Origin of the sequence: Streptomyces sp. NBC_01474 (genome assembly GCF_035918215.1) — a bacterium.
Taxonomy (GTDB): Bacteria; Actinomycetota; Actinomycetes; order Streptomycetales; family Streptomycetaceae; genus Streptomyces; species Streptomyces aureus.
Map to the genome: position 1 here is coordinate 712,046 of NZ_CP109449.1, position 23,713 is coordinate 735,758.

A 23,713-nucleotide genomic window follows, 5' to 3' on the forward strand; every position below is an offset into this window, starting at 1 on the left:
TGCGCTCGCGGTGCCTCGTCCGCTCACCAGCCCTAGGTTGGTGACATGGCAGTGATGACCGATAAACGTCCGAGAGCGCAGGCTCGGCCGCGCGTCAAGGACGTCTTGTTGGCGGCCTTGGTCTTTCTGCTGTCGATGTTGGCGGTCTCGATCGTTCATGAGGAGCACCGGATCTCCATCCGATGGCAGGCCGTGGTGCTCCTCGGGACCAGCTGCTTCGCACTGGTGTGGCGGCGCCGCCACCCCTTCGGCGTACTCGCCGTGGCCATCGGCTGCTCGGCCATCCTCCAGGCGCTCGGGTTCCGGGAAGGTCCGCTGGGGACCAGCTCGGTCATCCTGTCCATCTACACTGTCGCCGCGTGCACCGACCGGCGTACCACCTGGACGACGGCGGGCGCGACGGCCGCCGTGCTGGTGGGAGCGGCCCTGGCGACCGACCCACGGACATGGCTTTCCCCGGACAACGCGGCGATGCTGGCATGGACGGCTCTGCCGGCGGCGGTCGGGGACGGCGTGCGATCCCGCAGAGCCTATGTGGTGGCCGTGGAAGAACGGGCGGAGCACGCGGAACGCACCCGCGAGCAGGAGGCCCGTCAGCGGGTGGCGGCCGAACGGATGCGGATCGCACGCGAGTTGCACGACGTCGTGACCCACCACATCGCCCTCATCAACGCCCAGGCGGGCGTCGCCGTCCACCTTGTGGAGCAGCGGCCCGAACACGTACTCACCGCGCTGGAGGGCATCCGCGACGTGAGCCAGTCCGCGCTGGACGAGCTGCGGGTGACCGTGAGTCTGCTGCGGCAGCCGGACGAGACAGCCGCACCGCGCGATCCGACACCGGGCATGAGTCACGTACCTGACCTTCTGGCGTCCTTCGAACGTGCTGGGCTTACTGTCAAACAGACGCTGAGCGGCGACCCCAAGCCGCTGGCACCGGCGGCCGACCTGGCGGCGTACCGCATCATCCAGGAGGCCCTGACCAACGTGCGCAAGCACTCGGGTGTGGACCAGGCGCGACTGGATCTGTCCTACCGCCCGAACTGGCTGACGATCACCGTGGAGGACGACGGCCCATCGCAGCCCACCCGCTCCGACCCGGGAAGCGGCCACGGGCTGATCGGGATGCGCGAACGGGCCGGCGCAGTCGGAGGCAGGGTGCAGGCGGGACCACGCGCGGAAGGCGGTTTCACCGTGACTGCCGAGCTGCCGCTACTGTCCGACACCGCAGAGGACTCGGCAGCTGCGCAGGCCGATGAGCCGGCTACGAAGAGCACCACCGAGGAAGGACGAGCGTGACGATCCGTGTTCTTCTCGCCGATGACCAGGCTCTGCTGCGGGGCACCTTCAAGATGCTGTTCGATTCCGCGGACGACATGGAGACCGTGGGTGAGGCCGCCAACGGCAGGGAGGCCGTGGACCTCTCCGAGTCGCTGCATCCCGACGTCGTCCTGATGGACATCCGGATGCCCGAGATGGACGGCCTCGACGCAACGCGCCTGATCAGCGAGTCCGAGGACCTCGCCGGGGTGAAGGTCCTGATCCTCACCACCTTCGAGGACGACGAGCACGTCGCCGAGGCGCTGCGGGCGGGGGCGAGCGGCTTTCTCGGCAAGGGTGTACGGCCGGAGGTCCTGCTCGACGCCGTCCGCACGGTGGCCGCCGGTGAGGCGCTGCTCTCCCCCGTGGCGACCCGCGCGCTGATCTCCCGCTTTCTGGCGCAGCCCGAGCTGTACCCGTCCGTCGTGCAGGAGCGCCTGGAGTACCTGACACCGCGGGAGCGCGATGTGATGTGCCTGGTGGCGCTGGGTCTATCGAACGAAGAAATTGCCGAACGTTTGTTCGTAAGCCCGCTGACCGCAAAGACGCACGTCAACCGGGCCATGACCAAGCTGGCGGCGCGCGACCGGGCCCAGCTCGTGGTCATGGCCTACCAGTGCGGCCTGGTCAGCCCAGCGGTGGAACCAGCCGGCCCACAGGCCTGAGACCCCCTCCATGGGGGCAGGCAGGACGCCGTCGGCCGTAGGCATAGCGGCCGGGTACCACGGATGCAGTAGACGCGATTCGCTCCAGGGGGACGACGCGCAACCACCCCCGCGTCAGCCACATTGAATGCATGAACGGAAGCAGGTCCTTGAGCCCCAGTGCCCGGCGGCACGACCGGCCCTCCGCACCTGCCCCCCTCAAAGTGCCGTAGCTGCGTTTCTGCGCTTGTGCGGTGGCAAGGAGAGGAGTCGACATGTTCAGCACCCTGGAATGCCACACCATCCGTGAACGACTGGCCGACTACACGCTCGACGCACTCGCCGAGGACGAGGCGCGTGCCGTCACCACCCACCTGGCGACCTGTTCCGCCTGCCGGGACGAGCACTACTGCCTGGCGGCGGTGTCGGCTCACCTGATTCCGCTGCGGAAGGCGCTGGCCGACGAGCCCCGCCGCCGCGAGCTCGGTCGCCGCCGCCCGGCCCGGACACGGCACCTCACGCTCGCACACTGGGCGAACTGCAAGGTGCTGGCGGCAACGGGCTGAACAGCGGTCGACGGACGACGTCCCCCTCCCTCCCGGTAGACGCTCTCCTCTCGCACCGTCGCCGCGTCCCCCATCCAGGGGACGCGGCGACGTCAACAGGTCAGCCTCACAAGGGCGTTGATCCCCCGACGCCATGCACAACCATCCGGATCCGACTTCTCCCACGGAGAGGCACAACCATCCGGATGTGTCGCGAGTCACATGATGTAAGAGCAACAAACTCGCAAAGATCACAAGGGGGAAATATGCGATTCAGCCGACCTGTCCTGACCGGTGCCGCCCTGGCAGCTCTGGCGTTGGGGGGCACGACCGCGCTGGCGGGACCCGCCTCCGCCGCACCCAACACCACACCGCAGAAGGTGTGCGGGAGCAGTTACAAGACCGTCAACTCGGCGCCCGTCGGCTCACTGGGCACGGTCTACCTCACGTACAACTCCTCGAACGGCAAGAACTGCGTCGCGACCATCCGCAGCAACCCCGGCACCCGGCTCGACATGTCCGCCTGGATCTACGTCTCCGACACCGACCAGGGAGACGAGGACTACGGGCAGTACACCTCGTACGCGGGACCGACCTACGTCTACGGCAAGGCCCACTGCGTCGACTGGGGCGGCAACATCAACAACGTGTACGTCCAGGTGACCGGGTCCAACTGTGCCGCGCTCCGGGAGCACCGGGTCACCACGACCCGCTGATCCGCTCGACACCGCGCAGCTGACCGGCGAAGCACCGACCGGCCAATGGGGAGCACCACACCCACCGTTGGCCGGTCTCTGCTCGAAGTGCCGATGAGCGCAACCCTGCTGGAGCGGCCCGTCCCCGTTTCGCGGGTCTACGCCGCTCGGAACCGTCCGTGATCCACCTCGGCGACCAGCCCTCCGCTCATCAGCACGTCCAGGTGCTGCACCGCCGTCCTCCGCTCCACCGGCCCCACATGCGGTCCTTCGACATGGGGCCGGTAGACGAGCCTGTGCTCGACGATCTCCTCGACGGTCCGCGGCTCACCGAGGAACGCGAGCAGCGCCCCCTCCCGCCTGGCCACCACACCGGCGAAGTCATCGAGCCGGCGCCGGAATTCCTCGGCGCCCTCGATCACACCCTTCTGGTGCGACGTGCCGTACCAGCGCGCGTCGATCTCCCGGCACCGGCGCATCGACGCCTCGAAGTCCACGAGACTGCTGCCGACGTCCCCGTAGTAGGGACCGAACGACGTCAGGTCGATGTCCCCCACGAACAGGAAGCCGTCCGGCTCGATCAGAAAACCGCTGTGCCCCGCGGTGTGCCCGGGCAGGTGCACGACGGTCACGGTGCGGCCGCCGAGGTCAAAGACGGCGCCGTCCTCGAACCCCGCCGCGTCCGGTCGACCCCGCACATGGAACTCGTCCCGCATCATCTTGTCGACGGCGTCGACCTCGTCGGGCGGCAGGCCGATCCCGGCAACCAGAGCCTCGCGGGACCGCAGCGCGCCGAGGTCACCTTCGTGGGTGTGCACCGGCACCTCGTAGCTTCCGAGACCGGCGATGTGGTCCTCGTGCGCATGGCTCACGAGGACAAGGTCCGCGGGCGGCGCGCCCTCGAGGAGTGACAACGACGGGTCGACGACCACCGATTCGGCCGTGCCTCGCACAAGCAGTGTGTTGGCGTACGGGTAAGCACCCCGTTGGGCGCCTACGAGCACGCTGACGTCGCCGTATTCTGCCGCTGTGTATCCCGTGGTCCGCATTTGCCAGACTCTCTCACCTTCCGATCCGGTCTCCGGTCGAACGCCCACATCGTCGGCAGCACCGGAGCGTTGAAGACGAGCGCGGGAGCGAACCGCGGCCGGGCCCGCCATACGGTGCCGAGGCCGTCATGGGGATCGTCACCGGCGAACAGTGCGTCGAGACAGGGCGCCGGGGCAGGGCCGGGTGCGCCGGGATCAGAGGCTCACGTCGCCGCACAGATGAACCCGCAGTCCCAGCTCCTCGAACAGCGACGCCTTCGCGCGCAGGGCCTTGTCGGCTGTGGCGGCGTCGGGCGCGTAGGCCACGTTGAGGTGGTTCGCCTTGTGGCCGGCCATGAACTGGTCACGCGTCACGCCGTGCAGGACCGCGCATGATCGGCCACTCCGGGGTGGTGGCGTCCAGACGTCGCCGGGTCTCCTCCTCGGGCACCTCGACCACGCTCGCCCGCCCGAGGTCCACATGCAGGTCGCCGTCCATGATGTATACGCGCGACCAGACGATCCCGCCCGGCTTGGACACCCCGCTGAGAGTGCCGCCACCGAGCGGGAAGAACATCCGCGGCTGGCGCATCGACCAGGACTTGCCGTAGCCGCCGTGGTGGGAGACGGGTACCGAGCCGGATATCTCGAAGACCCACACGAACCGGCCGTCGTAGTCCTGCCCCCAGCGGATGTCGTGCAGGGTCGTCGCCGGGTCGAGCCCCATGGCGGTCCAGATCCGGTTGGTGACGAGCGAGTCCACGGCCACGCCCTCGTCGACCTCGTCGAAGTGGGGCAGCGGGGTGCCCGGGTAGAGCTCGCGTGAGCCGTCGCGGGACATTACGGCCGGGCGCTCCACGTTGTTGAGCAGGCCCTCAGCCAGGTCGCTGGCGGGGACGGTGTCCTTCAGGCCCTGCTGGTACTGGATCCCGACGGCGTCGAGCCCGAAGTCGTCGGCGATGCGCAGCGCGGCGACGTACATCCGGAACTGGCTGAACAGCTGTGCGTCGGTCAGCTCGGTGGCCTCGTCGGTGCCGGTGTGGAAGGTCATGCCGGCCGCGTCGAGCCAGTCGCGTACGGCCTGCGCCTCCCCGTCGGTGACCTTGTTCATCTCGACGACGAGGGCGCTCTGCGCCTTGGTGAGGCTGCCGGTGAGGTTCAACAGGCCTACCAGACCCGGGAATTCGCCGCTCCAGTTGGCGACGACGAGTATCGGGCCCCGGTGGCTGCGCAGTCCCGCGAGCACGTGTGGTGGCTGTACTGCCAGACCGTTGCTGAGGCCATAGTCAGATCTCAGCAATCCGTGCGTTTGCGCACAGATGGTCCTTAACGGTGTCACCACAGCCCGAGCTGGGCGGTGGTGTCCTGTTGAAGGTCTCGCGGTTCCTTCCGCCTGTGGGGCGGTTCTGCGCCACCTGCCCGCACCGGGTCAGCTTTGCGGCTGGCCCGGCTGGCCCGGGTCTTCTGGTCGGCTCCACGCGGTTTCGGCACGCTAGGCGTGCCCCGGTCTCCGGCCACTCCGGTACCGGTTGTGCCGGCCGATGCGAGGTCGGCTAGGTTACGGGCGGCGTTCTCGTCCCGGTCAATGACCAGGCCGCACGCGTCACAGGAGAACACTCGCACGTGCAGGGGCAGTTTGGCTTTCACTGTCTTGCACGACGAGCAGGTTTTCGAGGACGGGTACCAGCGCGAGGCGACGACCGTGGGGCAGGCGTTGCGCCGGCCTTTGTAGGTGAGCTGACGGCGGATCTCTGCGAATCCGGCATCGGCGATCTTCCGTGCCAGACGGCGGTTGCGGAGCATGCCGGCGACGTTGAGGTCTTCGACCACGACGGTGCCGTACTCGGCACGCACGGCGGTGGTGAGCTTGTGCAGGGCATCTTCGCGGAGGTTCGCCACGCGGTGGTGCACGCGGTTGCGTTCCGCGTTCGCCTTGACCCATCGTTTCGACGGTTGCTGGCGGATGGTCTTGCCGGTGGCCCGGTCGTGCACGGCCGGCCCCTGGCGGCGCGACACGCGACGGGACAGACGCCGCAGCCGCTTGTGTTCGCCCTCGAAGTGCTTGGGGTTGTCGACGTAGCGGATCTGTCCGGCGCTGTCGGCCATCACCGCGAGCACCTTCACTCCGAGGTCGATACCGACTGCGACACCAGGACGGGTCACCCGGGTGATCTCCCGCTTGACCTCGGTCTGGAAGGACACGAACCAGCGGCCCCGCTCATGGCGCACCGTCGCGGACAGGATGCGTGGCGTTTGGGCCTGCAGGCGGGCCAGAAGCTTGACGGTGGACTCATGGGTGCGGATGGTTCCGAGCACCGGAAGCGTCACGTGCCGATCGTCGGCCACGCGGATGCTACCGGTGGTGAACCGGCACGTAAGACGGGCCTTGCGCTTGGACTTGAAACGTGGCGTACCCATGCGGGCACCCTTGCGGCGGCCGTTCTTCGACTTCGTGTAGTTGTCGAACGCGGCAGCCGCGTTGGCCAGGCCGGTGCTGTACGCCTCCTTGGAGTTCTCGTGCCACCAGTCGGCATAGCGCCGATCGGTGCGCTTGACCTGGTTGAACTCCCTACGCAGCGCGGGCAGCGACCACGGCCGCCACGGCGTCAGCTCCTCCTCGGCGACCTTGTACGAGGCTTCCGCCTTCCGCTGCCACCACGAGGCCGTCACCCAGCCGACAGCCCAGTTGTACGCGGCCCGAGCAGCCCCGCAGTGCGACCGCAGCGCGGATTCCTGAATCGCATTCGGGTCCAGGGCGAAACGGAACGCCTGCACCACAAAGCCCGACTGCGCCTGGAACTTCTTCACCCTGAACACCCCCTCACTAGCCAGTCATTGACTATGCACTACGCATCATGGAACAGATCAACGGAACAATCACCAGCGGTGAAACCTGCGAGCGGCTGGAAATCGCCTGACGCACCCTCCACAACCTCCACCGCCAAAGCCCGGAACATTCCCAAACCTAAGAAGATCGGACGAACCCTCCCATAGGAGGCAAAAGCCCTGGATGCCTGACAGGACGAGCACCCCCAAGCGTCAGAGAAAAGAAGACGTTCGTCGAGATACGACTATGCATCCCACAGCAATTGTTAGCCCCTTCGACGACGATCAGCGGGGCGTCCGGCGGCAGTTGCTTGAAGACCTCGATGCCGGCGCGCTGGCTGTCGATGAAGCCGTGCCCCTTCTTCTCGTCGACGGCGTGAGCTAGGCGCACCGTCCGGCCGAGGTCCGTGAGCACGGCGGCCAGGTCTGCCTCCAGCTCCTGCCGCGAGGGCCATCCGGTGATGTCGGCGGCCGGGCGCAGGTCGCCACTGGCGACGGTGTACACGGTGCCGGCTCGGCGGCGGACGGAGTGAGGGGCTGCGGGACGGCGTAGGGCATGCGGACGCTCCGTAGGTGTGCGGAAGGAAGAATGTGGGAGGGAGTCCCTGCACAGCAGGGGTACTTCCTGGCGTTCAGCGGGACTGGAAGTCGGACAGCGCGTGGACGACATGGGAAGACGCCGGATAGAGCTCGCGGTACAGGGCGTACAGCTCGTCGTAACGGGACGTCATCTCCGGACGCGGGGTGACCACTTCCTGGACCGGGTTCCAGATGTCGATGCGGGCGTCGCTCACCAGTTGGGCGGCGAGGAGTGCCCCTCCGTACGAGGCCCCGATGGACGTCGTGCGTACCTCTTGGGCCCGGCCGGTGACGTCCGAGACGATCTGGGTCCACAGGCGTCCCTGGGTGCCGCCGCCGACGGCGACGACGCGGCGGATGTCACCGCCGGCCGCTTCGATGGCCTCGATGTTGTGCCGCACTCCGTACGCCGTGCCTTCGAGGGCCGCTCGGTACAGGTCTCCCCGGGTGTGGGAGAGCGTGAGGCCGGCGATGACGCCGCGCGCCCGTGGGTCAGTGATCGGGGTGCGTTCCCCGGCGAAGTAGGGAAGCATCAGCAGGCCGCCCGCGCCGGGGCCCGACTCCTCGGCCAGGTGAAGCAGTTGCCGGTAGTCGTCGCTGCCGAACAGGTCGCGCAGCCAGCTGGTGACGGCGCCGGACGTCGCCATTCCGCCGGCGAGGTTGCGGGTGTCGGGGAGGGCGCCGACGGTGCTCCATAGCGAGGGGTCACGCAGCAGTCCCGGCACGGTGTGGACGAGGAACATCGTCGTGCCGTACATGAGCATGAGGTCGCCGATCCCGTGCGCGCCGACGCTCAGCGCCTCGGCCCAGGCGTCGATGGTCCCGGTGGTGACCGGGATGCCTGTCGGCAGACCTGTCAGGTGTGCGGCCTCGGCGGTCACCGTGCCCGCCGCCTCGCCGGACCAGCGCAGTTCGGGAAGTTCGATGCCGGGGGCGATGCGGTCGGTCCACGGGGTGTACCAGTCGCGGGCCACGATGTCGTAGAGCGGGGTGCTCTGGCTGGCCGAGTGGTGGTCGAGGACGTAGGCGCCGGTCAGTCTGCGTACGAGCCAGGAGCTCGGCATGTAGAGCCGGCGGGCGCGGCGGAAGAGCTCCGGTTCCTGTTCGGCGATCCACGCCACCTTGGGGCCCGCGGCCTGGGTCGTGAGCCGCGAGCCGCAGCGGCGGGCGACCTCGTCGGCGCCCAGCTCACTTTCGAGCCGCTCGATCTGGGGGACGGAGCGGGTGTCCACGCCGTACAGGATCGCGGGGCGTACAGGTGTGTCGTTCTCGTCGGTGAGCAGCACGCAGGGGCCCATGCCGCTGACTCCGACCGCGACCACGTCCGCTTCGTGTGCGGAGGTCAACTCGCGGGTGAGGGAGGCGAGTTCGCCCCACCAGATGTCCGCGTCCATCTCGACGTGCCCAGGAGCCGGGCGGTCTACGACGTGTTCGCGGACGGCCGTGTGCAGCACGGTGCCGTCGAGGCCGACCAGGACACCCTTGCTGCTGGACGTTCCGATGTCCACACCGATGACTGCTGACTGAGGCATACGAGCACCGTATTTCTCGGTTCGTTCCGGAGCGTTGCGCTGGGTCATTTCAGGCCGGAGGTCTTGATGGACTCGACCATCTGGCGCTGGAAGACGAGGAAGAGGGCGAGCATGGGTATCACCGCGACCACGGCGGCGGCCAGGACGTGGTTCCAGTTCGCGCCGTACTGGGTGCTGAAGGACGCGACGCGCCGAGAGGATGGGCCGGGACAGCGGCAGGATGATGTTCCAGTACACCCGCCAGTACCCGCAGTCGTCTACGATCGCCGCCTCCTCCAGCTCCTTCGGTATGCCGAGGTAGAACTGGCGGAGCAGGAAGATCCCGAAGGCGTTGAAGAGCGGCGGGATGATCAGTGCCGCGTAGCTGTCGAGCATCCGGAGCGTCCGGACGACGACGAACCGCGGGATCAGGATCACGGGTGCGGTGATCAGCAGTGTCGAGAAGATGACCACGAAGATACCGTCCCGGCCGGAGAACTTGAGCCGGGCCAGAGCATAGGCGGCCATCGAGTGGAAGAGCAGTGCCACGGCCGTGACCACCGCGGCGGTGATGAGGACGTCGACAAGGAGCACCGCTACCTGGAGGTGGCCGCGGGCGAGCAGATGGCCGGGGTCATCATCGCCGCTGCGTCCCGCCACCGCACGGACCTGTCCGCGCTCGTCGACCGCGGCACGCCGGTCGTCGCGGTCGACCGGCGGCCGCGCGGAGCGTCGGTCGACGCCGTGATGCTGGACAACCAGCACGGCGGCGAGGAGGCCACCGAGCACCTGCTCGCCCGGGGCTACCGGCGGATCGCGTGCATCGCCGGACCCGAGGGCACCTCGACATCGGACGAGCGCCTCGCCGGGTACCGTGCGGTCCTGAGGGACCGTCTGCGGGAGACCGGGCAGGGCGAGCCGCCCGCCGAGTACGTCTGCCACGGCGACTTCCGCGTCGAGGGCGGGCGGGCCGCGATGGCGAGTCTCCTCGCCCTGCCGGAACCCCCCGGACGCCGTGTTCGTGGCGAACAACCTCATGACGGTGGGCGCTCTGGCCGCCTTGCGCGACGTGGGCCGCGAGCCTCCGCGGACCGGCCTGCTCTCCTTCGGCGACGTCCCGTGGCCCGAACTGGTCACCCCGTCGCTCACCTCGGTCCAACTCCCTTCGTGCGAGCTGGGGTTCGCGGCGGCGGGGCTCCTGCAGGAACGCATCGACGGCACGGACAAGCCACTGCAGACAGTGGTCCTGCGTACGTCCCTCCAGGCCAGGGACTCGACGAGCGGACGCGGACCGGTCCGGGGGTGACCTCGTCGACCGTGTGCCGGAACGACGGCGACGTCGCCCGGGACGCCTGAGGTGTTCCGGGCGACGTCGTGGAGCGACAGGTCAGGCTTCGGGCGCCGGTGAGAGATGCTCGTGGACGGCGAGCCAGCGGCCGGAGTCCTGGCGGGTGAACACTATCGTCTCGCGTTCGCGGAGCGTCTCCTCGCCGGCCGTCGTGGCCACCGTGGTCTCGACCCGGTGGCTGAAGACGGCGGTGTCGCCGAAGGGCTGCACCAGCTGGTCGGCCGATGTGCAGCGCACGATCCGGAATCCGTCCTCGGCGACCCAACGGTTCCACAGGGCGCGGTAGTCGGCGGTGGACGCGACGCGTTCGGACGTGGTGTGGAAGACGAACGTCGCGTCCGGCGTGAACGCCTCGAAGTAGTCGTCGAGACGGCCTTCGCCGAATGCTGACACCAGGGCGTCGGCGGCCTTCAGGACCTCGTCGGTCATGGGGGGGTACTCCCTCTGGCAGGAATGCGGGCGGTTCAGCCGATGCGGGCGACGGCGCGTACGGGTGCGCCGTCGGCGGCAGGCAGTTTGAGCGGCAGCAGCGAGACCTCGATGGGCTCGCCCGCCGACTGTGCGTCGACCAGGGGGCCGAGTCCGGTCAGGTTCTCGGCGATCACGGCGTGCGCCCCGCACAGGATCCGGTGGGCGGGGAACTCGTCGGCGGGGGTGGGATCCACGCTCAGCGCGTCGATGCCGACCGTACGCACTCCCGCGGCGACCAGGAGTTCGGCCGCCTCCCGGGTCAGGTAGGGGTGGGTGAGGTAGTCGTCGGTGCCCCAGTGCGCCGACCATCCCGTGGCCACGAGGACGATCGCCCCGGCCCGGATCCGGCCCTCGAAGAGGTCCGGCCCGAGCGGTGACCGCGGGTGCGCGCCGCGGGCATCAACGACGACGGCCTCTCCCACGAAACGGTCCAGCGGGAGTTGGTCGAGGGTGGGCAGCGAGTCGTCGATGTGGAACGGCGCGTCGACGTGTGTACCGGACTGGGACCCCATGTCCAGGTGCAGGACGTTCACGCCGTCCGCCGCGACGCTCAGGGCCGGGGTGAGGGTGACGCGCGGGTCGCCGGGGTAGACCGGCATGCCGGTCGCGAGCTCGACGGAGAGGTCCACGAGGCGCATGGCCGTCACGCCTTTCCGGCGGCGACGGGCACGGGGACGTCGTCGGTGATCGGCGGGACGGGCGTGTTCGAGGCGCGGACCAGGCGCGGACCCTGGGGCCCGTAGACCTCGCGCGGCTCGGGGAAGAGCCACAGCAGGGCCAGGTAGAGGAGGGCGGCGACGCCGAGGCCCACCAGGAGCGAGAGGTCCACGCCGCCGGCCAGGTCGCCGAGCGGGCCGACGAACTGGCCGGGCAGGTTCACGAACGTCAGGGCGAGGACCGCGGAGGTCAGCCACGCGCCCATGCCGCGCCAGTTCCAGCCGTGGGCGAACCAGTAACGGCCGCCCTTTTGGCGCCGGTTGAACACCTGGAGCGAGTCGGGGTCGTACCAGCCGCGGCGGGTCAGCCAGCCGAGCATCATGATGACCATCCAGGGGGCGGTGCACGTGATGATCAGCGTCGCGAACGTCGAGATGGACTGCGACAGGTTGGCCGCGAAGCGGCCGAGGAAGATGAATCCGATCGACAGCACACCGACGAACAGCGTCGCCTGCACGCGGCTGAACCGCGTGAACACGCTGGAGAAGTCGAGACCGGTGCCGTAGAGCGAGGTGGTGCCGGTGGACATGCCGCCGATCAGCGCGAGGAGACACACGGGCAGGAAGTACCAGCCGGGCGCGATCGCGAGGAGTCCTCCGACGTAGTTCGACGCGCTCGGGTCCATGTACTTGGCCGCCTTCTCCGCGATGATCGAGGCGGTGGCGAGGCCGAAGAAGAAGGGCAGGATGGTCGCGATCTGCGACGCGAACGCGGCCGTGACGACCCGGCGGTTCGAGGCCTGTGCCGGAATGTAGCGGGCCCAGTCGCCGAGGAAGGCGCCGAACGAGACCGGGTTGGACAGCACGATCAGGGCGGAGCCGATGAAGGCGGGCCAGAACCCGGCGGACGAGGCGGACGAGAACGACCCCTGGTAGCCCGGGTCGAAGTCCCCGGCGAAGGCGAAGAAGCCGAGGACGAAGAGCGTCGACGCCGCCACCACCGCGATCTTGTTCACGAACAGCATGAACCGGAAGCCGTACACGCACACCGTCAGCACGAGCAGCGCGAACACCCCGTACGCCAGCGCGAACACACCGTCGTTCTGCGGCACTCCCATCAGCCGGTGCGCGCCGCCGACCAGGGCGTCTCCGGAGGACCACACGGAGATCGAGAAGAACGCGACGGCGGTGAGCAGCGAGAGGAACGAGCCGACGATCCGGCCGTGCACACCCAGGTGGGCCGAGGACGACACGGCGTTGTTGGTGCCGTTGCGCGGGCCGAACACCGCGAGCGGCGCCAGGATCAGCGCACCGGCCACGAGGCCGAGGACGGTCGCCGCGAGGCCCTGCCAGAACGAGAGGCCGAACAGGATGGGGAAGGCGCCCAGCACGCAGGTGGCGAAGGTGTTGGCACCACCGAACGCGACCCGGAACAGGTCCAGGGGCTTGGCGGAGCGGTCCGAGTCAGGGATGCGTTCGACTCCGTACTGCTCCACCTCTGTCAGAGCCGGGGAATCACTCATTCGTCCTCCTTGGGAGCGAGCAGGTTGATCAGGTCGTCGGCGGACGCGGCGGGCAGTTCCTCGCGCGACAGCGAAACATGCAGGTGGTCGGGTGAGTGTGCACGGCAAGGGATTGCCACGGCAATCGGTGCAGGCACGAAGAGGTAGCCTCACTTTGTGGCTGAGCACAAAGAACATTGCATCGACGGGGTGGACCGCCAGCGGGTGACCGTCGCGGACCTGCTGTCCTACCCCGCGTTGCAGTTGCGCCTGGTCGCGGGCGCGGCAGGCCTGACTCGCTCGGTGTCGTGGGCGCATGTCAGCGAGCTGGACGACCCCACGCCCTGGCTCCTGGGCGCCGAAATGATCATGACGACGGGGCTCGCGATGCCACGCTCGGCCGCCGGGCAGCGGGCCTATCTGGAACGGCTCGACGACGCCGGGGTGGCCGCCCTGGCCGTCTCCGCCCAGCTGCACATGCCGCCGCTGCGCCAGGCGTTCCACGCCGCGGCCGAGGAGCGCGGCATGCCGGTCCTGGAAGTACCGCTCGCCGTCCCCTTCATCGCGGTCGCGCAGGAAGTCGCGGCCGCGGTCCAGGACGACGCCCGCCACCGGCTCGGCGCCCAGCTCCAGGTCTTCGGCGCCTTGCGCTGGCTCACCTCGGAGAACCTCGACACGGCCGAACTCTTCAGCCGCCTGGAGAACCTCTCCGGATACGCCATCTACCTGTGCACCCGGCAGGGCCGGCCCCTGCTGCCCGGCGTGCCCGCGCCGGACCCGTCTCTGCTGCCCCGCTCGGCCGACGCCCCGCCGACGATCCCCGGCGGATTCGCGCTCCCCGTACCCTCACCCGGCGGACCCGCCGGGTTCCTCATCGCCATGGCCCACGACGGCGCGCGCCCGGCGGGCCTCGCCGTCGTGCAGCACATCGCCACCGTGGCCGCACTCCAACTCGCCATGGTCCGCACCGAGCGCGAGACGTTGCGCCGCGAAGGGACCGAGATCCTGGCAGAGCTGCTGCAGGACGCGCTCGATCCGGCCGTCGCGAAGCGCCATCTGCTGCGTCACTCCATCAAGGGCGAGGCCGCTCTGGCGGTCGTCAGGGGCGTGACGCAGCAGGCCGTGCTGGAAGCCCTCCACGACGAGCCCTGCCTGCTCCTCAACCGGGGCGACGACCGCTACCTCTTCGGCTCGCCCCGCCTCGGCGACACGATCGCAGCCCTCCCGGGGGTGACGGCCGGCATGAGCCGCCCCGTCCGGCCCGGCGCCTCGTTGCGGGTCGCCCGGCGCGAAGCCCTGTGGGCCGCCTCCCACGCGGCGGCGTCCGGCCGCCCCCTCGTCCGCTACGCCGACGACGCCACCGGCCGCTGGCTGCCCGACGACCCCGCCGCGCTCACCGCGCTCGTCGACCACGTACTGGGCGACGCGCTGCGCTACGACAGCAGTCACGGCTCCCGGCTGCTCCCGTCGGTGCGTACGTGGATGGAACGCGACCGGCGCACCGACGAGGCCGCGGCCGCGCTCCACATCCACCCCAACACGCTCTCCTACCGCCTCCGCCGCTTCAGCGAGCTGACGGGCCGGGATCTGTCGTCCACGGCTTCCTTCGCGGAGGTGTGGCTCGCGATCCGGGCGGCCGGACAGCTGGGGCTTCTGGACTGATCCACGCCCGCTCCGGACCTCCGTCTACGCGCCCACCGACCCACCGACCCGCTGCCGTGCGCTCAGTCGCCCGTCGACCGGTCCGCCTCCGCTGCGTCGTGCGCGCCCTCGCCCTGACGGACCACGCGCCGTTCGGGGGCTACTAGGCACGACACCCCTGAGTGATGTCCCAGCCGCCCAAGGGCTGACCTTCCCGGCCACCTGCTGGTTATGCTGCCGCCGAAGCGTTCATTGAAGCGCTCAAACGAACAGCGGGTGTCGAGGGGGCCATCAGTATGCGTGAGCCGGTCGATCTCAGGCGGCAGCGGATTCTCGCCGTGGTGCAGTCGCGCGGGGCGACGCGGGTCAGCGATCTCGCCGCGGAACTCGCGGTGTCGGTGGTGACCCTGCGCCGCGATGTCGAGGAACTCGCCAGGGAGGGCAAGCTGCGCCGGGGACACGGCGTCGCCCGCCCGGTGCTGTCCGAGACGGGACGTGCCGCAGCCCCCGCCGCCGAGCCGATGGCCGACGGCGGTCCGGTCGCCGTCGTCGTCCCCGAGCGCCACTCGTATCTGTACGAGGCGCTGCACGGCGCCCGGAGCGCCTTCGAGGAGGCGGGCATCCGCATCGCACTGCACATCGCACCGGCCGTCGCGGGAGCCGAACAGCCCATCGTGGAACAGGCTTTGGCCGACGGCGCGCGCGGCCTGCTCATCGCCCCGCGCTGGCGCAGCAGGGCCACGGAGGAAACCGACTACGCCTGGCTCGCGCGCCTGCCGGTGCCCGCGGTCGTGATGGAGCGCAGGCCCCGGCGCGGCGGCGCGCTGCACGCCGTGGACACGGTCTGCACCGATCACTGGTACGGCATCCATCTCGCCGTCGAGCACCTCACCGGGCTCGGCCACCGGCGCATCGTGCTCGCGGCGAGGGACGACAGCCCGACCGCCCGTGCCCTGCGTGCGGCGTTCGTCGAGATCGCCGCGGACCATCCGGACGTGGACAAGTGGGCGGTGGCGCTCAGTTCGCCCGGAGCGGCTCCCGACCCGGTGGCGGAGACGGCGGAAAAGCCCATCGACCTCCCGTCGCTACTGGCCGAGTTGGGTGCCACGGCAGCCGTGCTGCACGGTGATGTGGACGCGCTCATGCTGGTGCAGTCGCTGCGCGACGGTGGGGTGCGGGTCCCAGAAGACTGTTCCGTGATCGCGTACGACGACGTGGTCGCGGGTCTCGGCAGCACCCCGCTCTCGGCCGTCTCGCCACCGAAGGCCGAGGTGGGCCGGGCGGCGGCGGAGCTGCTCCTGCGCCGGCTCGGCGGGCAGTCACCCGCGACGGCCTCCGGGGCGGGGCCTGCGCGGCGCCTGGAGCTGTTGCCCACGTTGCAGGTGCGCGGTTCGACACGGGCACCGCACGCCACGGAAGCGCAGGCACCCGAGACCTCGGAGACCTCTGGCACAACCGCCGCTCCGCAATGAGCGTTTGACCGTTTAATTTTCTTCTGATCGATCTATTGACCAGGTCCGGTCAGCCGATCAGGATTCCCGTGACTCGAACACGCAGGAGCCGCGGGAGGCGCCCATGCCTGGTCGACAGAGCCGTCGATCGGTGCTCGCCGCGATCACCGCGCTGCCCCTGACAGGCGCCTTGAGCGCCTGCAGCGGGAACGACAGCGCGTCATCCGGGAGCAGCAGCAAGTCCGGTACCAAAGGCACGACCACCATCACGTTCTGGTCCGCGCTGCGCGGCAGCCAGGAAGTGGTGGACGCGTTCAACAAGACGCACGACACCATCCAGGTCGCTTTCGAACAGATACCGTCCGGTACCTCCGGCGGATATCTCAAGCTCAGCAACGCGGCTCGCGCGGGCAACGCGCCCGACGTCGCCACCATCGAGTACCCGCAGGTCCCGGGCTACGCGATCGACGGTGTGGCCCGCGACATCACGGACGTGATCAGCGACAAGCTCAAGGCCAAGCTGCTGCCGCAGGCGCTCGGCCTGACGACGTTCGAGGGGCGCACGTACAGCGTGCCCCTGGACGTCGAGCCGTTGGTGCTGCACTACCGCAAGGACCTTTTCGACAAGTACGGCTTCGAGGTTCCCACCACGTGGGACGAGTACACCGATCTGGCACGCGCCGTCCGCCGCACCGGCGGCCAGCGCAGGGTGACCTTCTTCTCCACGGACATGGGCCAGTTCTCGGCCTGGTGCTGGGGAGCCGGCGCGCACTGGTTCGACACCTCGAAGGGCGCCTGGAACGTGTCGCTCGCCGACGCCCCCACGCGCCGCGTCTCCACGTACTGGCAGCGGCTCATCGACGAGGACCTCGTCTACGTCAGTCCCCCCAACAGCCGCGAGGCCGACGCCCAGGTCGGCAACAGCCTCGTCCTGACCCGGCACAGCGGCGCCTGGGACGCGGGGGCGCAGATGAACGCCCGCCCCCAGCAGAAGGGACTGTGGCGGATCGCCCCGCAGCCCCAGTGGGACCCCTCGAAGCCGGCGCTCGGCACCCAGGGCGGCTCGACGTTCGCGATCACCAAGGACAGCAAGCACCCCGAGGCCGCCATGGAGTTCATCGAGTGGCAGGTCTCGCACCCCGACGCCCTCAAGGCCCGGCTCTCCAGCGGCGCGAGCAGCCAGTACCCGGCCGCGACCGAGCTGATCAAGGTGGGACGCGCGGCCTTCGACCGCTCGTACTACGGCGGGCAGGACATCTACGCGCTGTTCGAGCAGGAGGCCCAGAAGGTCAGCGACGGCTGGGTCTGGGGCCCCCGAATGACCGCGACCGGGCAGGTCATGTCGGATGCCTTCGCCCGGGCGGCGGCGGGCTCCGGGACGATCGAGTCCTCCATGCGCGCCGCACAGGACGGCACGATGCCCGACCTCAAGGCGCTCGGCCTCAAGACCACCCAGCACTCCACGTGAACGCCCGCATCCCGAAAGGCAGGTGAGTCCCATGACCGCGACAACCCAGGTCCCCGCTTCGGCGGCGGCTCCCCCGCGGGAGGCGGACAGCTCCCGGCGCAAGGCGCAGCGTGCGGCCAAGCGCCGCCGGGGCGGCGCCGCGGGCGTCCTGATGGCCCCGTTCTTCGTCCTGCTCACGCTCGTCTTCCTGATCCCGGTCTGCACGGCCGTCTGGCTGAGCTTCTTCAGCGACGACCAGCCGGGCCTCGGCTTCGGCCCGGAGCGCACGGTCTTCGTCGGCCTGCGCTCGTACGCCGCCGTGCTCACGGACCCGTCGTTCCTGTCCGGCCTCGGCACGGTCGCGCTGTACTGCCTGATCTACATCCCGGTGATGACCGTCGGCTCGCTGGCACTGGCGCTGCTGCTCGACTCGGGTCTCGTACGGCTGCGTTCCTGGGCCCAGTTGGGCCTGTTCCTGCCGCACGCGGTGCCCGGCATCATCGCCGCGCTGATCTGGCTGTACCTCTACACCCCCGGCATCAGCCCGATCATCGACGTGCTCGGCAAGGCCGACATCACCGTCAACTTCCTGGGCCTGCACACCGCGATTCCGTCGATCGTGAACATCGCGGTGTGGAGCAACCTCGGCTACAACATGGTCGTCTTCTACGCGGCCCTGCAAGCGGTCCCCCGGGAGGTTCTGGAGGCGTCGGTGGTCGACGGGGCGGGTCCCGTGCGCACCGCACTCCAGGTGAAGGCGCCGCTGGTGCGCTCCTCGATCGTCATGGTCGCGATGTTCACACTGATCTGGGCGCTGCAGCTGTTCACGGAACCGATGCTGCTGCGCGCGGGCTCGCAGGTCGTCAATGCCCGGTTCTCGCCGAGCATGTACATCTACGACGCGGCGTTCAGCCGCAACAACTACTCGCTGGCGGCCGCCGCGTCGGTGATCCTCCTCATCATCACGATCGCCGTCTCCTACGGCGTCACCCGCTGGACCAACCGCGTCAACTCGGCCGAGGAGAGCGCCCGATGACAACTGCCGAGCTGAGCAGATCCACCAGGTCCACCCTGCTGCGTCCCCGTCTGCTGGGCCGGACGACCGTCAACGTGGTCGTCGCGATCTCCGTCCTCTACACCATGCTGCCGGCGCTGTGGCTGGTGCTCGCCGCCGGCAAGTCCCGCGACGCGCTGTTCAGCAGCAACATCCTTTCCTTCAAGGACTTCTCGTTCGTCCAGAACGTCAAGGACCTGTTCGCGATGGACGGGGGCCTCTACAGCCGCTGGTACGGCAACAGCCTGCTGTACGCGGTCCTCGGCGCCGCGCTGGGCGCGATGATCAGCGTCGCCTGCGGCTACGCCTTCGACAAGTACCACTTCCGGCACAAGGAGAAGCTGTTCGGGCTCGTCCTGGCCGCGGTGATGGTGCCGCAGACGGTGCTCGCGCTGCCGCTGTACCTGATCGCCTCGGCGACGGGCGTCGTGAACACGTTCTGGTCGGTGTTCATCCCGGTCCTGTTCAACCCGTTCGGCGTGTACCTGGGCCGGATCTTCGCCCAGGGCTATGTGCCCGACGAGGTCCTTGAGGCGGCCCGCGTCGACGGCGCAGGTGAGCTGACGACGTACGTCCGCGTCTCGCTGCGGATGCTCGGCCCCGGCCTGATCACGGTCTTCCTGTTCCAGCTCACCGCGATCTGGAACAACTTCTTCCTGCCGATGGTGATGCTGTCCAACCAGAAGCTCTATCCCGTCAGCCTGGGCCTGTTCCAGTGGAACAGCCAGGCGACCGTCTCGCCCGAGTACTATCCGGTGGTGATCATGGGTTCGCTCCTGGCGGTCCTTCCTCTCGTCCTCGCGTTCATCTTCCTCCAGCGGTTCTGGCGGTCCGGGCTGACGGCGGGGGCGGTCAAGTGAGCAAGCCCCGCGTGGCGTTGGCCATGTCCCCCCAGGCCGCGGCGGCCGTCTTCACGCCGCGGTCCGTGGCCGCGCTCGCGGAGGTGTGCGACCTGGCGCCGCTGCCCGTCCTGGACGACCTGACGACCGTACGGGCCAGGAAGGTCCTCGCCGACACCGAGGTTCTGGTCACCGGCTGGGGCTGTCCGCGGCTCGACGCGGACGTACTGGCCGCGGCTCCACACCTCAAGGCCGTGGTGCACGCGGCCGGTTCGGTGCGGGGGCATGTCTCCGATGCCTGCTGGGAACGGGGCGTAGAGGTGTCGTCGGCGGCCGCGGCCAACGCGCTGCCGGTCGCGGAGTACACCCTCGCGATGATCCTGCTGCACGGAAAGAACGTCCTGGAACGGGCCCGCGACTTCCGGCGGACCCGAGAGCGCGACAACTGGCTGCTGACCACGCAGGAGGTGGGCAACTACCGTCGCACGGTGGGCCTGCTGTCCGCGTCGCTGATCGGCCGCCGGGTGATCGAGCTGCTGCGGCCCTTCGACTTCGAGGTGCTGCTGCACGACCCGTACATCAGCGAGGCGGAGGCCGCCGAACTGGGCGTCGAGTGGGTGGAGCTGTCCGACCTCTTCGCGCGCAGCGACCTGTTGAGCGTACACACGCCGCTGCTGCCGGCCACGCGCGGCCTCGTGAGCCGGGAGCTGCTCGGCTCCATGCGATCGGGGGCCACTCTCATCAACACCTCGCGCGGCGCCGTCGTCGACCAGGACGCGCTCACCGACGTGGTGCGCGCGGGCCTCATCGGCGCGGTCCTCGACGTGACGGACCCCGAGGTCCTGCCCGCGACCCACCCGTTGTGGGACTGCCCGAACGCACTCATCACCCCCCACCTCGCGGGTTCCCAGGGCAACGAGTGGGAACGCCTCGCCGACACTGCCGTCGGCGAGGTGGCCCGGTGGGCCGCGGGCGACGGCTTCGCCCATCCCGTACGACGCGAAAGGCTGGCGTTCCTCGCATGACCATCCCGTTCGAAATGCCCCAAGAGAACCGTGAGTTGAGCCCGATCACCGGGTACACGCGCGTGCACTGGGAGGCCGTCGCCGACGGGCTGCTCGGTGCCGCGTGGCGCTGGGCGACACCCGGGGGCGCCCTGCTCGACCTGCCGGGCCGCCCCTCCGGGTCCGGGGTCCGCTCGGACGGCCTCGAAGGCTTCGCCCGTACGTTCCTGGCGGCGGGCTTCCGGGTCGCGGGCGCCGGCGGAAAGGACCCGCACGGCTGGCTGGAGCGGTACGCGCAGGGCCTGACGGCGGGCACGCGGACGCCCGGCCGGGACGACACCGAGTCATGGCCGCTGATCCTCGACCACCATGTGCAGGGCCAGCCGATGGTCGAGTCGGCGTCCGTGGCGCTCGGTCTGTCGCTGACCCGGCCGTGGCTGTGGGACCAGCTCGACAGCGACGTGCAGGACCGGGCGGAGACCTGGCTGCGCGGGGCGATCGACCACACGCCCGCGCCCAACAACTGGTATCTGTTCCCGTTCACCGTGGCGTCGTTCCTGGAGTCGGTCGGCCGTGGCGACGAGGCCACGACGCGCGCCATGGAACGGGCACTTGGACTGATGGAGACGTGGTACCGGGGCGACGGCTGGTACGCGGACGGCGACGGACGGGCCTTCGACCACTACAACGGGTGGGCGCTGCACCTGTACCCGCTGCTGCACGCGCACCTGTCCGGCGACACCGCACTGTCGGCCCGCTTCGGACCGCGGCTGCGCGAGCACCTGGAGGGGTATTCCCTGCTCTTCGGCGCCGACGGGGCGCCGATCCACTTCGGGCGTTCGCTGACGTACCGGTTCGCGGCGTCGGCGGCGGTCGGCATCGGCGCCGTCACCGGCCACACCCCGCTGACGCCCGGCACGTCACGCCGTCTCATCAGCGGGAACCTGCGCTACTTCCTCGACCGGGGCGGAGTGACGGACGACGGGCTGCTGAGCCTGGGCTGGCACGGCCCGCACGACGCGACGCTGCAGACCTACTCGGGGCCGGCGTCCCCGTACTGGGCGTCGAAGGGGTTCGTGTCGCTGCTCGCGCCGGAGGACGACCCGCTGTGGACGGCGACCGAGGAGCCCGCGCCGAGCGAGGGCCCGGACCGGGTGCTCGCGCTGCCCGCGCCGGGGCTGCTCGTCCAGTCGACCCAGGCCGACGGGATCGTACGGCTCCACAACCACGGCAGCGACCATGTCCGCCCGCAGGAAGCGGAGTCGGCCGCTCAGGAGGACCCGCTCTACGGCCGTCAGGCGTACTCGACACACACAGGCCCGACGTCCCGCACGAACGTCGCCGACAACCATCTGTCGGTCGTGATCGCAGGCGTCGCGAGCGTGCGGCGCCGCCTCCGCCCGCTGGGCGCGGGGCAGGGCGACGGGTGGGGCTGGGCCGCGTCCTCGCACCTGCCGGTGTTCGCGTCGGGCGCGCCGATGGTGCCGGGGCTGCGGGTGGAGAGCGTGACCGTGGCCCGGGGCCGGTACGAGCTGCGGGTGCACCGGGTCGTGGGGGCACCGCACGGAGCGGGGGTCAGGCTCACCGGATGGGCCTCTGACGCCTTGAGCTCGCAACTGCACGGCCTGTACGGATGGGGCGAGCGGGACGAGGTGCGGGCACCGCAGGGCACGGCTTACGAGCCGTGGGTGCGGGTGCCGCGGCTCTCGGGCACGGCCGAGGGAACGGCGGTGTTCGTGGCGCTGGCGTCGTTGAGCGCCGACGAGCCGAGTGCGTCACTCGCCGACGCGGTGTCCGAAGTAATCGTCCACGAGAGGGAGTTGCGGGTGCGGTGGGCCGACGGCCCGCAGACCGTCGTGGCCTTTGAGCCGGTGCGCGTCACCCATGGGTGACGCCCGTTCCTGAGCCGGCGGTTTGTGCGCTGTCTCCCATCCTTGCCCAGCCGCCTGCGGCCCGCACGTGCGGGCCGCAGGCGGCACCTTCAGGGGGTGGCCGGCTGCTGCCGCTCACCGCTCGTGGACTCCCGCACCTCCAGCCAGTAGGGGGCCATGTGCACCTCGAAAGGCGGGGCCTCGTCCGCGCGGATGCGGGTCGCCAGACACTTCACGGCCAGGGAGGCGATCGCGGCCTTGTCGGGAACCACCGACGTGAGGGAGGGCGTGCTGTAGCGGGCTTCCTCAGATCCGTCGACGCCCGCCAAGGCGATGTCCCCGGGAATGTGGAAGCCCGCTTCGAACGCGGCCCGTCGGGCTCCGATCGCCAGCAGGTCGCTGAAGCAGAAGACCGCGTCGGGCCGCACATCCGCCGGCAGGCCGATCAGGGTGCGCATCGCCAGGAGTCCGTTGCTGCGGTCGAACTCTGTCACCTGCGGCGAAAGCCTCGGGTCGTATGTCAACCCGGCCTCATGCAGGGCGAGTTGGAATCCTTCCAGACGCTGGCGGCTGGTCGCGGACGCCGGTCGGTCGACGCCGATGGCGGCGATCCTGGTGCGGCCGAGGCCGGCCAGATGAGCGGTGGCCTCGCGAGCGGCGGCGACGTTGTCGATCAGGACATGGTCGGCGACGACGCGATCGCGTTCGTAACTGCGCTCGCCGAGCAGCACGAGTGGGAACTCGTCGGCGACAGACGCAAGTTCGTCGGACGAAACGTGCAGCGGCGACAGGATCACGCCGTCCAGCAACGACGCTCCGACACCGGTCGCCAGGCGCAGCTCCTCCTTGGCGTCCCCCAGCGTCTCCTCGATCAGGACGGTGAATCCCAGCGCCGCGGCCTCTGTTCTCACGTGGTGTGCGAGCTCCGCGAAGTAGGGCGTCGCAAGGTCCGGGACGGCCAGCGCGATGAGACCGCTGCGCCCGGTCCTCAGTCTTCGCGCCGACGGATTGGGCCGGTAGCCGAGTTCCGCCACTGCGCGCATCACGCGTGTCCGCGTCGTCTCTGACACCTTCGGAGCGCCTCGTACAACGTTGGACACGGTCTTGATCGACACCCCCGCGAGCTGCGCCACGTCCTTGAGTGTCACTGCTGCCACCGATCAGCCCCCCGTACTCGAAGTCCCTCCAGATTATGCACCTGTGAGCACGACTCACCAGCGTTCCCGCCGCCAAGAACTCTTTCCCGACGAAGGGTTGACCCTGCGGACACACGGCGGTTACAAC

At 69.6% G+C, this 23,713-nt stretch carries 23 protein-coding genes and 1 pseudogene; 13 read left to right on the forward strand and 11 right to left on the reverse strand.

The features are described from left to right. The first annotated feature begins 54 nt into the window (after positions 1–54). The 4 genes from OG758_RS03475 (at position 55) to OG758_RS03490 (ending at position 3,222) form a co-directional block, all read left to right on the forward strand. Positions 55–1,296, forward strand: coding sequence for a sensor histidine kinase (locus tag OG758_RS03475; protein WP_442810253.1), 1,242 nt, complete (start codon positions 55–57; stop codon positions 1,294–1,296). Next, entirely contained in the window at positions 1,293–1,982 is a 690-nt protein-coding gene (locus tag OG758_RS03480) for a response regulator transcription factor (protein ID WP_326708551.1), read from the forward strand. Before OG758_RS03475 ends, OG758_RS03480 begins: the two co-directional genes overlap by 4 nt. Positions 1,983–2,236: 254 nt before the next feature. Beyond that, positions 2,237–2,527 carry a zf-HC2 domain-containing protein gene (locus tag OG758_RS03485; protein WP_326708552.1) on the forward strand — a complete coding sequence of 97 codons (291 nt, stop codon included), beginning with the start codon at positions 2,237–2,239 and terminating at the stop codon, positions 2,525–2,527. 245 nt (positions 2,528–2,772) lie between these two features. Beyond that, positions 2,773–3,222, forward strand: coding sequence for a spore-associated protein (locus OG758_RS03490; protein WP_326708553.1), 450 nt, complete (start codon positions 2,773–2,775; stop codon positions 3,220–3,222). A gap of 137 nt (positions 3,223–3,359) precedes the next feature. On the opposite strand, the gene OG758_RS03495 is transcribed toward OG758_RS03490, so the two are convergent. From OG758_RS03495 to OG758_RS03520, 6 genes are all read right to left on the reverse strand, one after another. Then, positions 3,360–4,250 carry an MBL fold metallo-hydrolase gene (locus tag OG758_RS03495; RefSeq protein ID WP_326708554.1) on the reverse strand — a complete coding sequence of 297 codons (891 nt, stop codon included), beginning with the start codon at positions 4,248–4,250 and terminating at the stop codon, positions 3,360–3,362. Between the two features lie 195 nt (positions 4,251–4,445). Beyond that, positions 4,446–4,604, reverse strand: coding sequence for a hypothetical protein (locus OG758_RS03500; RefSeq protein WP_326708555.1), 159 nt, complete (start codon positions 4,602–4,604; stop codon positions 4,446–4,448). Further along, positions 4,594–5,475, reverse strand: coding sequence for a hypothetical protein (locus tag OG758_RS03505; protein ID WP_326708556.1), 882 nt, complete (start codon positions 5,473–5,475; stop codon positions 4,594–4,596). The genes OG758_RS03500 and OG758_RS03505 overlap by 11 nt, the downstream gene beginning before the upstream one ends. Before the next feature lie 89 nt (positions 5,476–5,564). Next, a complete protein-coding gene (gene tnpB / locus OG758_RS03510) occupies positions 5,565–7,037 on the reverse strand; it encodes an IS607 family element RNA-guided endonuclease TnpB (protein ID WP_326708557.1) in 1,473 nt (490 codons plus the stop codon). A 157-nt stretch (positions 7,038–7,194) separates the two neighbouring features. Then, positions 7,195–7,560, reverse strand: a complete 366-nt coding sequence (locus OG758_RS03515; RefSeq protein WP_326708558.1) for a hypothetical protein — start codon at positions 7,558–7,560, stop codon at positions 7,195–7,197. Positions 7,561–7,687: 127 nt separating this feature from the next. Continuing rightward, positions 7,688–9,166 (reverse strand): FGGY-family carbohydrate kinase, encoded by a 1,479-nt coding sequence (locus OG758_RS03520; protein ID WP_326715786.1) that lies wholly within the window; start codon positions 9,164–9,166, stop codon positions 7,688–7,690. A gap of 603 nt (positions 9,167–9,769) precedes the next feature. Between OG758_RS03520 and OG758_RS03525 the strand changes: the two are divergent. After that, positions 9,770–10,078: pseudogene (locus OG758_RS03525) on the forward strand (LacI family DNA-binding transcriptional regulator); the annotation flags it as partial. An 82-nt stretch (positions 10,079–10,160) separates the two neighbouring features. Beyond that, positions 10,161–10,451, forward strand: coding sequence for a substrate-binding domain-containing protein (locus tag OG758_RS03530; protein WP_326708559.1), 291 nt, complete (start codon positions 10,161–10,163; stop codon positions 10,449–10,451). Positions 10,452–10,532: 81 nt separating this feature from the next. Here OG758_RS03530 and OG758_RS03535 read toward each other — a convergent pair whose 3' ends face one another. The 4 genes from OG758_RS03535 to OG758_RS03550 are packed head-to-tail and all read right to left on the reverse strand — an operon-like array spanning position 10,533 to position 13,280. Continuing rightward, positions 10,533–10,922: a YybH family protein gene (locus OG758_RS03535; RefSeq protein ID WP_326708560.1), complete on the reverse strand. Its 390-nt coding sequence runs from the start codon at positions 10,920–10,922 to the stop codon at positions 10,533–10,535. Positions 10,923–10,957: 35 nt separating this feature from the next. Continuing rightward, positions 10,958–11,602, reverse strand: a complete 645-nt coding sequence (locus OG758_RS03540; protein WP_326708561.1) for a cyclase family protein — start codon at positions 11,600–11,602, stop codon at positions 10,958–10,960. 5 nt (positions 11,603–11,607) lie between these two features. After that, positions 11,608–13,143, reverse strand: a complete 1,536-nt coding sequence (locus tag OG758_RS03545; RefSeq protein WP_326708562.1) for a purine-cytosine permease family protein — start codon at positions 13,141–13,143, stop codon at positions 11,608–11,610. Then, positions 13,140–13,280 carry a hypothetical protein gene (locus OG758_RS03550; protein ID WP_326708563.1) on the reverse strand — a complete coding sequence of 47 codons (141 nt, stop codon included), beginning with the start codon at positions 13,278–13,280 and terminating at the stop codon, positions 13,140–13,142. Before OG758_RS03550 ends, OG758_RS03545 begins: the two co-directional genes overlap by 4 nt. A gap of 19 nt (positions 13,281–13,299) precedes the next feature. Between OG758_RS03550 and OG758_RS03555 the strand changes: the two genes are divergently transcribed. The 7 genes from OG758_RS03555 (at position 13,300) to OG758_RS03585 (ending at position 22,450) form a co-directional block, all read left to right on the forward strand. Further along, positions 13,300–14,784: a PucR family transcriptional regulator gene (locus OG758_RS03555; RefSeq protein ID WP_326708564.1), complete on the forward strand. Its 1,485-nt coding sequence runs from the start codon at positions 13,300–13,302 to the stop codon at positions 14,782–14,784. A 275-nt stretch (positions 14,785–15,059) separates the two neighbouring features. Beyond that, entirely contained in the window at positions 15,060–16,235 is a 1,176-nt protein-coding gene (locus tag OG758_RS03560; protein WP_326708565.1) for a substrate-binding domain-containing protein, read from the forward strand. 103 nt (positions 16,236–16,338) lie between these two features. Further along, positions 16,339–17,682 (forward strand): ABC transporter substrate-binding protein, encoded by a 1,344-nt coding sequence (locus tag OG758_RS03565; protein ID WP_326708566.1) that lies wholly within the window; start codon positions 16,339–16,341, stop codon positions 17,680–17,682. A 31-nt stretch (positions 17,683–17,713) separates the two neighbouring features. Continuing rightward, positions 17,714–18,697: a carbohydrate ABC transporter permease gene (locus OG758_RS03570; RefSeq protein ID WP_326708567.1), complete on the forward strand. Its 984-nt coding sequence runs from the start codon at positions 17,714–17,716 to the stop codon at positions 18,695–18,697. Further along, entirely contained in the window at positions 18,694–19,575 is an 882-nt protein-coding gene (locus tag OG758_RS03575; protein WP_326708568.1) for a carbohydrate ABC transporter permease, read from the forward strand. The genes OG758_RS03570 and OG758_RS03575 overlap by 4 nt, the downstream gene beginning before the upstream one ends. 23 nt (positions 19,576–19,598) lie before the next feature. After that, positions 19,599–20,579 (forward strand): hydroxyacid dehydrogenase, encoded by a 981-nt coding sequence (locus OG758_RS03580; protein ID WP_326715787.1) that lies wholly within the window; start codon positions 19,599–19,601, stop codon positions 20,577–20,579. Continuing rightward, positions 20,576–22,450, forward strand: coding sequence for a DUF2264 domain-containing protein (locus tag OG758_RS03585; RefSeq protein WP_326708569.1), 1,875 nt, complete (start codon positions 20,576–20,578; stop codon positions 22,448–22,450). Before OG758_RS03580 ends, OG758_RS03585 begins: the two co-directional genes overlap by 4 nt. An 89-nt stretch (positions 22,451–22,539) precedes the next feature. Here OG758_RS03585 and OG758_RS03590 read toward each other — a convergent pair whose 3' ends face one another. Then, a complete protein-coding gene (locus tag OG758_RS03590) occupies positions 22,540–23,586 on the reverse strand; it encodes a LacI family DNA-binding transcriptional regulator (RefSeq protein ID WP_326708570.1) in 1,047 nt (348 codons plus the stop codon). Positions 23,587–23,713 lie beyond the last annotated feature (127 nt).